The sequence below is a fragment of the Flavobacterium sp. B183 genome, assembly GCF_023539155.1.
Taxonomy (GTDB): Bacteria; Bacteroidota; Bacteroidia; order Flavobacteriales; family Flavobacteriaceae; genus Flavobacterium; species Flavobacterium tructae.
Window position 1 is genome coordinate 2,045,346 of record NZ_CP097434.1, and the last position, 11,943, is coordinate 2,057,288.

The following is an 11,943-nucleotide window of genomic DNA, read 5'->3' on the forward strand; positions in this document are numbered from 1 at the left end:
TCGGCGAAGCAATTTGGATTTTATTTTTTTTGTCTCACATTTTAAATCAGGAATTTAAAATTTGAGAATTATTTACTTTTATAAATCGAATTGTTTAATTTTTCTATATAAAGTTCGTTCAGAAATGCCTAATTCGTCTGCAGCAGCTTTTCGTTTTCCTTTATTTTTTTCTAGTGACTTTTTGATCATCTCGATTTCTTTCTGTTCTAAACGTAGTACCTCTTCTTCTTCAATGGTTTCCGCAAACAGATAATTGTCGTCCTGCATCTGATAATTGTCCTCGCGTGGAGTAGGTGTCATTACAGCGGTCCTTGGTTCTTCTTCAAAGTCTATTTCGCTTTCATTTTCCTGAGAGCCATATATTTTCTGAATTAAATTCGGATTGATGTCCTGCACTTTTGTGCCATTTTTCATCAGTTCTAAAGTGAGTTTTTTCAAATCGTTCAGATCGCTTTTCATATCAAAAAGCACTTTGTATAAGATGTCTCTTTCGGTGCTGAAATCACTTTCTTTTTTACTATCGTTAATAACAGAAGGCAGACTGCTTCCTTCTGTAGGTAAATACGATTGTAAAGTAGCCGATGAAATATCGCGATTGGTTTCCAGAACCGAGATCTGTTCGGCCACATTTCGCAATTGACGAATGTTTCCGTTCCATCTGAATTTCTGAAGAAGCTGTACCGCATCATCGTCTAATTTTAATGGAGGCATTTTGTATTTGTGCGCAAAGTCGGCTACGAATTTTCGGAACAACAAATGAATGTCGTCGTTTCTTTCACGCAATGGTGGTAAAGTAATTTCGACAGTCGTTAAACGATAATATAAATCTTCACGGAATTTTCCTTTTTCGATTGCATTGAACAGGTTCACGTTGGTAGCGGCTACAATTCTCACATTTGTTTTCTGAACTTGTGACGAACCTACTTTAATAAACTCACCGTTTTCAAGTACACGAAGCAAACGAACCTGAGTAGTTAAAGGTAATTCTCCAACTTCATCCAGAAAAATAGTTCCTCCGTCAGCTACTTCAAAATACCCTTCACGAGTGCTTGTGGCACCTGTAAAAGCTCCTTTTTCGTGACCGAAAAGTTCACTGTCAATAGTTCCTTCCGGAATTGCACCACAGTTTACAGCAATATATTTCCCATGTTTTCTGTGTGAAAGAGAATGGATGATTCGTGGAATATTTTCTTTACCTACACCACTTTCTCCGGTCACCATTACCGAAATATCAGTTGGGGCAACCTGAATGGCTTTTTCAATAGCACGGTTTAGTTTCGGATCATTTCCGATAATCTCAAATCGCTGTTTTATTGCTTGAACTGTTTCCATGTGTGTTTTTGTTTCAAGTTTTGTTTGTTTCAGGTTTCAAGTTTCAAATTACGCAAAGAACTTGAAACTTGAAACCTGAAACTTGAATAACTTTTTAATTCATTTCAGAATATCCAACAGCTTTTCCTTTTAAGGTACCTGAGGTACAGCTTTCAATTTTTACATTGACAAAGTCACCAATTTTATAATCTTCTTTTGGAAAAACTACCGTGATACTTTGCGAATTTCTTCCTGAGAACTCTTCAGTTGATTTTTTAGAGACTTTTTCGACTAAAACTTCAACCGTTTGTCCTACGAATTCCTCACTGCGGAACCAGGCATGTTTTTGCTGTAGGTCAACAATTTCCTGTAATCTTCTGGCTTTGGTTTCTTCAGCAACATCATCTTCCATTTTTCTTCCTGCCAAAGTTCCGGGACGCTCAGAGTACGAATACATATAACCGAAATTATATTTCACATATTCCATCAAACTCATAGTGTCTTGGTGATCTTGTTCGGTTTCTGTTGGAAAACCGGCAATCATATCTTGTGAAATCGATGCATTTGGAATAATTGCTCTGATTTTATCAATCAAAGTCATGTATTCTTCACGAGTGTGCAGACGATTCATTTCTTTTAAAATTCTGTTACTTCCTGACTGAACCGGTAAGTGAATGTGTTTGCAGATATTAGGATGTTTGGCAATAACGTGCAGTACACTCTCATGCATATCCTGTGGATTTGAAGTCGAAAAACGGATGCGCATTTTTGGAAAACCAACGGCAACCATTTCCAGCAACTGATCGAAATCAACGGCTGTTGCTTTTTGCATTTCAGAAGCATTTACAAAATCCTTTTTTAACCCGCCTCCGTACCAAAGATAACTGTCGACATTTTGACCTAAAAGTGTAATTTCTTTAAAGCCTTTGCTCCATAAATCCTGAATTTCATTCATGATACTTTGTGGCTCACGGCTGCGTTCACGTCCGCGTGTAAAAGGTACAACGCAAAAGGTACACATGTTATCACAGCCTCGGGTAATCGAAACCAGAGCAGTAATACCGTTACTCATCAAACGAACAGGTGAAATATCTCCGTAAGTTTCTTCTTTTGATAAAATTACATTGATGGCATCACGTCCTTCGTCAACTTCAGCTAATAAATTCGGCAGATCTTTGTAAGCATCAGGTCCAACAACAAGATCGACTATTTTCTCTTCCTCCAAAAATTGACTTTTCAAACGTTCGGCCATACAGCCCAGAACGCCAACTTTCATTTTCGGATTGATACGCTTTACAGCATTATATTTTTCCAGACGTTTGCGAATAGTCTGTTCTGCCTTGTCTCGAATCGAGCAGGTATTTACCAGAACCAAATCGGCGTCTTCAAGAGTTTGTGTGGTGTTAAATCCGTTTTCAGATAAAATGGAAGCTACAATTTCGCTGTCCGAAAAATTCATCGCACAACCGTAACTTTCAATAAAAAGTTTTTTAGTATTCTCAGGTTTGTTTTCCAAAACGAGACTTTCGCCTTGTTTACTTTCCTCAATAATCTTTTCCATTGTATAATTTCAAAGTGCAAAGATAATGTAAATGGGGGGAATGTGACAAGATGGCAGAAAAAAGATTTTTGATTTTATAATTCTGTAATCTGTGATCTGAAATCAATAATCTACAATCAACAATCAGTATCTGCAATCCAAAAAGTTATACCTATATATGTATGAAGTGGGATTACAGATAAATCTGCAATTTTAGGAAACATAATACTAAAATAACTCAAAAATGAGTTCACGGAGTAGATATTTAAAAAAAATAGATACTTTTGTTGCAGAAAAATAGAGCAATGGCAAAGAATTTAGTAATAGTGGAGTCCCCTGCAAAGGCGAAAACGATAGAGAAATTTTTAGGAAGTGATTTTCAGGTAGAGTCAAGTTACGGTCACATAGCGGACTTACCATCAAAGGAAATAGGAGTGGATGTTGAGAATGGTTTTAAGCCTAAATATGAAGTCTCTTCGGATAAAAAAGCCCTGGTAAGCAAGCTGAAAACACTATCTAAGAATGCCGATATGGTTTGGTTAGCGAGCGATGAGGACCGCGAGGGGAGGCTATTTCTTGGCACCTGGCGGAAGAATTGAAACTGGATACTAAAAAAACCAAAAGAATTGTTTTTCACGAAATTACAAAGACTGCGATTCTTAAAGCAATCGACAATCCAAGAGAAATAGATTACAATCTGGTAAACGCACAACAAGCACGTCGTGTTTTGGATCGTTTAGTAGGTTACGAATTATCTCCGGTATTGTGGAGAAAAATTAAAGGAGGTTTGTCTGCCGGTCGTGTACAATCCGTTTCTGTTCGTTTGATTGTGGAGCGTGAACGTGAAATTCAGAACTTTAATGCAGTAGCAACTTATTCTATTGTTGCAGAATTTGTAAATGAGGCAGGGAAAGCTTTTAAAGCGAAATTGCCAAAGAACTTTAATACTAAAAAAGAAGCCGAAGATTTTTTAAATAAAAATATCGGATCTCAATATCAGGTAGCCGATTTAGAAACGAAGCCTACCAAAAAATCACCAACTGCACCTTTTACCACTTCGACCCTGCAACAGGAAGCGGCGAGAAAATTGTATTTGCCGGTTGGAATCACCATGCAGTTAGCACAACGTTTGTACGAGGCCGGATTGATTACCTATATGAGAACGGATAGTGTGAATCTTTCTGCGGAGGCTATGAGTGCTGCTGAAGCTGAAATTATAAAATCATACGGAAAAGAATTTTCTAAACCGAGAACTTTTGCCAACAAAAATAAAGGAGCTCAGGAAGCGCACGAGGCAATCCGTCCTACCGATATGTCTCGTCATACGGTGAACATCGATCGTGATCAGGCTCGTTTGTATGATTTGATCTGGAAAAGAACATTGGCTTCGCAAATGAGTGATGCACAATTGGAAAGAACCAATGTAAAAATCGAAGCAAACAATCATGATGAGATTTTTACAGCTTCAGGAGAAGTTTTGCTTTTTGAAGGATTCTTAAAAGTGTACTTAGAAGGACATGATGATGATGAGGAAGAACAAGAGGGGATGTTGCCGGCTTTGAAAGTAAACGAAAAATTAGCAAACAATTATATTACAGCGACCGAAAGATATTCAAGACCTCCGGCACGTTATACAGAGGCTTCTCTGGTGAAGAAATTAGAAGAATTAGGAATCGGACGTCCGTCAACCTATGCGCCAACAATTTCTACCATTATTAACAGAAATTATGTTGAAAAGGGAACTCTGGAAGGACAGGAACGTAACTACACGCAACTGACCTTGCAAAATAGTAAATTGGGAGAGAAGCTGTTAAAAGAAAATACAGGTTCCGACAAAGGGAAACTGGTTCCAACAGATATCGGAACAATTGTTACTGATTTCTTAGTGAAGAATTTTGGAAATATTCTGGACTATAACTTTACCGCAAAAGTAGAACAGGATTTTGATGAAATTGCCGAAGGAAATATTGACTGGGCAACCATGATGCAGGAATTCTACAATAAATTCCATCCAAATGTAAAAGAAGTTGAGGCAAATGCTGAGCGTGAAAGCGGAGAGAGAATTTTAGGAAAAGATGCTGACGGAAGACAGGTTTCAGTTCGTTTAGGAAAATTTGGACCAATGGCTCAAATTGGAGAAGCGGACGATGAAGATAAAAAATTCGCCAGTTTAATGGCCGATCAGAATATCGGAAGTATTACACTGGAAGATGCTTTGAATTTGTTTTTGCTTCCTAAAAGTTTAGGAGAATACAAAGGAGAAGAAGTGGAAGTGAATAACGGTCGTTACGGTCCATACGTACGTCATGGAAGTGTTTTTATTTCGTTGCCAAGAGGAGAAGATCCTTTAAGTGTTTCAAAAGAAAGAGCGCAGGAACTGATCGATGAAAAAGCACTTGCAGACGCACCAATCGCAACGTATAAAGGCGAACCGGTTCAAAAAGGAGTGGGACGTTTTGGTCCGTTCATTAAATGGAATGGCCTTTTTGTGAACGTAAGCAAGAAGTATAATTTTGATAATTTATCGCAAGCAGATGTTGAGGAATTAATTGAAGATAAATTACAGAAGAACATTGATAAAGTGCTTCACAACTGGGAAGAAGAAGGGATTTTGGTTGAAAAGGCACGTTGGGGTCGCTCTGTAATCACAAAAGGAAAAATCAAAATTGAACTGAGTAAAGAGGTTGATGCTACGAAATTAACATTGGAAGAAGTTCAGGAAATGATTGCCAAGAAAACACCGGCTAAAAAAACACCGGCTAAAAAAGCTGCAACCACAAAGAAAGCTACAACTGCAAAAAAAGCACCTGCTAAAAAACCAGCTGCAAAAAAGAAATAAAGAATGGAGTTTGATTTTTTAGAGCCACTTAACGACGGGATTTTAAAATTTATTAGTTCGTTGTCTTCGCAGGAGTTGGGAAGTAAGATAGTTTTGCATACTGAGGATCAGTTTCCGGATATCAGTAAAATCAATATTGCGATTATTGGTGTTTTAGAAGATCGTCGTAATGAAGATTCAATTAACATTGTTAATCTGAATGCCGTTCGTAAAAAACTTTACGGTATGTTTCCGGGAAACTGGGATGCTTCGGTTGCTGATTTGGGAGATATTCTCGCAGGAAATTCTGTAGAAGATACTTATTTTGCTTTAAAGCGAGTGACATCTACTTTAATTAAGAACAAAGTAATTCCTATAGTTCTTGGGGGTTCACAGGATTTAACCTATGCGTTATATCGTGCGTATGACGATTTAGAGCAAATGGTGAATATGGTTGCGGTGGATAATAAGTTTGATTTTGGTAAAGAGAATGAAACGGTTTCGGCTAATTCTTATTTAACCAAAATTATTATCGACGAGCCTAATAATCTTTTTAATTACTGCAACATTGGTTATCAGACTTACTATAATTCACAAGAAGAAATTGATCTGATTGAAAAATTGTTTTTTGATGCCTATCGTTTAGGGGAAATCTCCAATAAAATTGCATTGGCGGAACCAGTTTTTAGAGATGCTGATTTGGTTAGTATCGATTTGAACTCGGTAAAATCTTCAGCTTCAGGAAATATGGTTTCGTTTGAACCAAACGGTTTCAATGGAAAAGAAATATGTTCACTGGCAAGGTATGCCGGAATAAGTGATAAAGTTTCCAGTTTTGGAATTTTTAATCACAATAGTACAGCGCCTGAAGCTGGTATCATTGCGCAAATAGTATGGTATTTTATCGAAGGATATCATTACAGATCGAAGGAGTATCCTTTTGGTAGTAGAGCAACGTACTTGAAATATATTGTTCCTCTTGAAGAGGAAGAATTGATCTTTTATAAAAGTGATAAAACAGACCGTTGGTGGATTGAAATTCCGTTTGAATCAAATGGTCACAATAAATTAAAGAGAAATACGTTATTACCGTGTTCTTACGACGAGTATCTGAGTGCTTGTAATCAGGAATTGCCTGAAAGATGGTGGAAAGCACAACGAAAAAATGCTTTGTAAAATGAAATTTTAGCAGAAATTTTCTTTTTTCTGGATTTTTGAAATAGTGTTAAATAGTATTAGTAAGACAAGTCGTACAGTAACTGATAAATAACGTCTTACGTCGATTTTTTGTGTTAGTTTATCGATGAAATATTTTTTTTTTATTTTATTTAACATTATTTTTGACCGATAAAATAAATTTCGCAACTAGTATTGTTTTTTAGATAAATAATAAATACGTTTACGGACTTATAATAATGAATAGATAATCCCAAATTTATATGAAGAAGTTTATTGCATTTGCAACAATGTTAACACTGGTAATTGGCTGTGGTAAGTCAGGTGACAAAGGTGAGTTGGTAGGTGTTACAGGAGGTAAATGGCATCCTGAGAAGCCTTATGGAATGACATTAGTTCCCGGTGGATCTTTTATTATGGGTAAATCAGATGCTGATTTAGCTAATGTGGAGGATGCTCCTACTAGAACGGTGACAGTTCGTTCATTTTATATGGATGAAACAGAGATTACCAATAGTGAGTACCGTCAATTTGTAGAGTGGGTAAAAGACTCTACAATGAGAGTTCGTTTGGCTATTTTAGCTGATGAAACAGGTCAAAAACCTGCAGGTGATTCTAAAGGTAAAAAAGGCGGAAGTATTGCTGATTTTGCATTTAATGATTCAGATCCGGAAAAAATGACTGCATATGATAAGTATATGTATGATAACTACTACAGTGTAGGAACAAAAGATGATCCTTATGCAGGTAGAAAATTAAACAAAAAAGTAAAGTTAATTAAAGATACAAAAGCTTACCCGGATGAGTATTATACTGAGGTAATGGATTCTATGTATTTACCAATTGAAGAGTCTTATAATGGTTTAAGAACAATTGATGTAAACAAATTGAAATTCCGTTATTCTTGGATGGATATTCAGGCTGCAGCGAAAGCTAAAGTTGGAAAAAGAAAAGATTTCGTTAAAACGGAACAAGTAAGTGTTTATCCTGATACAACAGTTTGGATTAAAGATTTTGCTTATTCTTACAATGAGCCAATGCATAACGATTACTTCTGGCATAAAGCTTATGGAGATTATCCTGTAGTGGGTGTAACCTGGAAACAGGCAAAAGCATTCTGTGCATGGAGAACTTTGAACAAAAACGGTTATATCAAATCTAAGAAAAAAGGACGTGACTTAGTAAATGCTTTCAGATTGCCAACAGAGGCAGAGTGGGAGTATGCTGCAAGAGGAGGTCTGGAATCAGCTACTTACCCTTGGGGAGGTCCTTATACGAAAAGCGACAGAGGTTGTTTCTTAGCAAACTTCAAACCAAGCAGAGGAGATTATGCTGCCGACGAAGCATTATACACTGTTGAAGCTAAATCTTATGAAGTTAACGGATATGGTTTATACAACATGGCAGGAAACGTTTCTGAGTGGACCGACTCAGCTTATAACCCAAATGCATACGAGTATGTTTCTACAATGAACCCTAACGTAATTGACGGAAACAATCAAAGAAAAGTAGTTCGTGGAGGTTCTTGGAAAGACGTTGCTTATTTCCTACAGGTAAGTACACGTGACCACGAATATGCTGATTCTGCGAGAAGTTATATTGGTTTCAGAACTGTACAAGATTACATGGGAACTCAATCAACTGGAGGCGGTAAGAAGAAAAAGTAATCATTTAATTAATTAAAATCAAATAAGTAAACCAAATCAACAAATCTATTTTAAATTAAAACCTAAAAAAAGTATTATGGCATTATTAAGTAAAAAAGCAATGAATTTCGCTTATGGTATGGGAGCGGCAGTAGTAATTATTGGAGCATTATTCAAAATTACTCACTTTGAGATTGGACCATTAACAGGGACTGTTATGTTATCGATTGGATTGGTAACTGAGGCGTTAATCTTTGCTCTTTCTGCTTTCGAACCAGTTGAAGACGAATTAGACTGGACTCTTGTTTACCCTGAATTAGCGAATGGTCAGGCTAGAAAAAAAGCTGACAAAGTTGAGGCACCATCTGACGCCCAAGGATTATTGTCTCAAAAATTAGATGCAATGTTAAAAGATGCTAAAATTGACGGAGAGTTAATGGCTAGCTTAGGAAACAGCATCAAAAACTTCGAAGGAGCTGCTAAAGCTATTTCTCCAACAGTTGATTCAATTGCAGGACAAAAGAAATATGCTGAAGAAATGTCTATGGCTGCTGCACAAATGGAATCATTAAACAGTTTATACAAAGTTCAATTAGAAAGTGCTTCTAGAAATGCACAAGCAAACAGCGAAATTGCTGAAAATGCTTCTAAATTAAAAGAACAAATGCAATCTATGACTGCAAACATTGCTTCATTAAACAGTGTTTACGGTGGTATGCTTTCTGCAATGAGTAACAAAGGATAATTAGTTTTTGACTATTATATTAAATTTATTAATAAGAACTAATTAGAAAAAATGGCAGGAGGAAAATTAACCCCTAGACAGAAGATGATTAACCTGATGTATCTGGTTTTCATCGCAATGTTAGCAATGAACGTATCAAAAGAAGTTATATCTGCTTTTGGTTTGATGAATGAAAAATTTGAAGATGCAAATACTTCTTCAGTTACTACAAATGCTGGTTTATTGACAGCTTTAGATCAGAAAGCTGCTGAAGCAAAAGGAGAATTCGCTATCGCTGCGGGAACTGCTCATAAAGTTGAAGCAATTACAAAAGATTTTTATAGTTTTATTGGAGGTCTGAAAACTCAGGCTGTAAAAGGATTTGAAGTAGATAAAGAAACTGGAAAAATGCCTTATGAGTCTATGGACAGAGGTGATAACATCGACGATTGGTTTACAGGAGACGGTTACACTAAAAAAGGAAATGAAATTATCGCTAAAATCGAGAAATACAAATCAGATATTAAAGCTGCTTTAGGTACAGATAAAAAATATGCTGATATTATTGCAGAGGTAGAGAAAAAATTTAATGTTTCTGATGTAAAAAACAAAGAAGGTATAAAAGAAAAATACTTAGCATATCACTTCAAAGGATTTCCTGCAATTGCTTCGGCTGCAAAACTTTCAGCTTGGCAAAATGATGTTCAAAAACTTGAAGCTGACGTTTACAACCGTGCTTTAGGGAAAGCGGCTGTTGCTGCTGCTTCTTACAGCAATTATCAAGCGATTGTTGTTTTAGACAAAAACGCTTACTTCCAAGGAGAAAAAGTTACTGGTAAGGTAGTTTTAGGTCGTTATGACGAAAACACAAAACCAACTTCATTCCAAGGTCCTGGACAAATCGTTAACGGACAAGCGGTTATTTCCTTAACTGCAGGAGGTGTTGGAGAGCAAAATATTAATGGACAATTTACATTCTTAGAAGACGGTAAAAACATTCCACTTAAATTTGCTGGAAAATATGTTGTAGTACCAAGACCAAACTCTGCTACAATTTCTGCTGATAAAATGAACGTAGTATATAGAGGAGTTGTGAATCCAATCTCTGTATCGTTCGCTGGTGTTGATGCAAACAAAATTGTTGCAAGTGCTCCGGGATTAGTATCTGCTGGAAAACCTGGAAAATATAACATGAACCCGGGTTCAGGTACTGAAGCTACTATTTCTGTTACTGGTACATTGCCAAATGGAGATAAAGTTACAGATAAGAGAACGTTCAGAATTAAAGGTATTCCTGGACCAACTGGTACAATTAGAGGAGAAATGGGTGTTGTTAAAGGACCTAAATCTAACTTAGAAATTGCTACAATTGGTGCTAAATTACTTGATTTCGATTTCGAAGTTGGTTTAGATGTTGTTGGATTTAATTTAAAAATTGCAGGACAACCTACAGTGGTTGTTAATGGTAACAGATTAAATGCACAATGTAAATCAGTTCTTGCAAGAGCTGGTAAAGGAGACCAGGTTACTATTTCTGAAATTAAAACTAAACTTGTTGGAGCTGGTAGTTATTTATTGCCAAGAACTGCTCCGGTAATTTACGAAATACAATAATATAGTAGGTAAAACTACTTCAATATCTTATAATGATATCATGATGAAAGTAAGAAATTTTTTAATAGCTATTGTTTCTATCGCTGGAGGATTTTCTTCCTATGCGCAATCGAATTTGCTTAATGCAAAAACACCGGCTCAGATAGGTCTTAAGACTCCTGCGCAACTTATTTCTGATAACGATAAGCCTTTAGCTTATGGTTATGTAGATGATAGAGATATCTTAATGGGAAAAACTACTTGGGAGATCATTGATTTAAATGAAAAAATCAATTTTCCAATGTACTTTCCGGTTGATACGGCTAATATTGGTTCTGACAGACGTTCACTTTATGATGTTTTGACGAAAGCTGTTAAAAGCGGCAAAATAACTGAAGTATACAGCGACAGTTATTTCAATACTAAAAAATCTTTGAAAGATATTCAGGGTGCATTATCACGTATTGATACAACAGATGCAGGTAGAGAATTAATCAACCAATATCCGGACGACTACAAAACACGTGTTGTGAAGAAAAAAGTTGTAACTGGTACTGGTAAGAAAAAAGTAGTTTCTTATGTTGATGAAACTGTTGGTCCAACAAGAACGGTGCCAGCTGAGTATATCCTGAAACAAGACTTAACTGCTGCAGATGTTACACAATATAAAATTAAAGGATACTGGTATTTTGACAAACGTCAAAGCGAATTAAAATATCGTTTGCTTGGAATTTGTCCAGTAACTCCGGATGTTTACACAATGAATAGTGACGAAAAAGATTATATTGAGTTGTTTTGGGTTTTCTTCCCTAACGCCAGAGAGGCGCTACACGAAGCAAAAGCATTCAACGATAATAACTCTGCGCTTCCAATTTCATTCGATCAGATTTTAAATTCAAGACGTTTTAATGCGGTTGTCTATAAAGAAGAAAACTTGTACGGAGATCGTGAGATTAAAGATTACATGAAAGATAACGCACAAAACCAATTGTTAGAATCTGAAAGAGTAAAAGAGAAGATTCGTAACTTTGAGCAAGATATGTGGAACTACTAAGTATCTGAATAACAATATGTCAAAAACTCTTACTACATTTGTAGTAAGAGTTTTTTTTTGCTCATTATCTTGAGAATCAGT

Annotated in this window: 7 protein-coding genes and 1 pseudogene; 6 read left to right on the forward strand and 2 right to left on the reverse strand. The window is 36.2% G+C overall.

Annotated elements, in window-relative coordinates:
* Nucleotides 1–78 precede the first annotated feature (78 nt).
* Together M4I44_RS09110 and miaB are read right to left on the reverse strand one after the other, a co-directional pair.
* The gene (locus M4I44_RS09110; RefSeq protein ID WP_017496996.1) at nucleotides 79–1,332 is read right to left on the reverse strand and encodes a sigma-54-dependent Fis family transcriptional regulator; all 1,254 of its coding nucleotides are present in this window, start codon (nucleotides 1,330–1,332) and stop codon (nucleotides 79–81) included.
* A 94-nt stretch (nucleotides 1,333–1,426) separates the two neighbouring features.
* Complete coding sequence (gene miaB / locus M4I44_RS09115; protein WP_017496995.1) at nucleotides 1,427–2,872, reverse strand: tRNA (N6-isopentenyl adenosine(37)-C2)-methylthiotransferase MiaB; 1,446 nt, start codon at nucleotides 2,870–2,872, stop codon at nucleotides 1,427–1,429.
* Nucleotides 2,873–3,156: 284 nt separating this feature from the next.
* Here miaB and topA point away from each other — a divergent pair.
* The 6 genes and pseudogenes from topA (at nucleotide 3,157) to gldN (ending at nucleotide 11,862) form a co-directional block, all read left to right on the forward strand.
* Nucleotides 3,157–5,690, forward strand: a pseudogene (gene topA / locus M4I44_RS09120) (type I DNA topoisomerase).
* Nucleotides 5,691–5,693: 3 nt separating this feature from the next.
* Nucleotides 5,694–6,845 (forward strand): formimidoylglutamase, encoded by a 1,152-nt coding sequence (locus tag M4I44_RS09125; protein WP_017496993.1) that lies wholly within the window; start codon nucleotides 5,694–5,696, stop codon nucleotides 6,843–6,845.
* A 263-nt stretch (nucleotides 6,846–7,108) separates the two neighbouring features.
* A complete protein-coding gene (gene gldK / locus M4I44_RS09130) occupies nucleotides 7,109–8,512 on the forward strand; it encodes a gliding motility lipoprotein GldK (protein WP_026110043.1) in 1,404 nt (467 codons plus the stop codon).
* 76 nt (nucleotides 8,513–8,588) lie between these two features.
* The gene (gene gldL, locus M4I44_RS09135) at nucleotides 8,589–9,236 is read left to right on the forward strand and encodes a gliding motility protein GldL (RefSeq protein WP_070908728.1); all 648 of its coding nucleotides are present in this window, start codon (nucleotides 8,589–8,591) and stop codon (nucleotides 9,234–9,236) included.
* Between the two features lie 51 nt (nucleotides 9,237–9,287).
* On the forward strand, nucleotides 9,288–10,829 hold the full coding sequence (gldM, locus tag M4I44_RS09140) for a gliding motility protein GldM (protein WP_249967092.1): 1,542 nt from the start codon (nucleotides 9,288–9,290) through the stop codon (nucleotides 10,827–10,829).
* A gap of 43 nt (nucleotides 10,830–10,872) precedes the next feature.
* Complete coding sequence (gene gldN, locus M4I44_RS09145; protein ID WP_017496989.1) at nucleotides 10,873–11,862, forward strand: gliding motility protein GldN; 990 nt, start codon at nucleotides 10,873–10,875, stop codon at nucleotides 11,860–11,862.
* Nucleotides 11,863–11,943 lie beyond the last annotated feature (81 nt).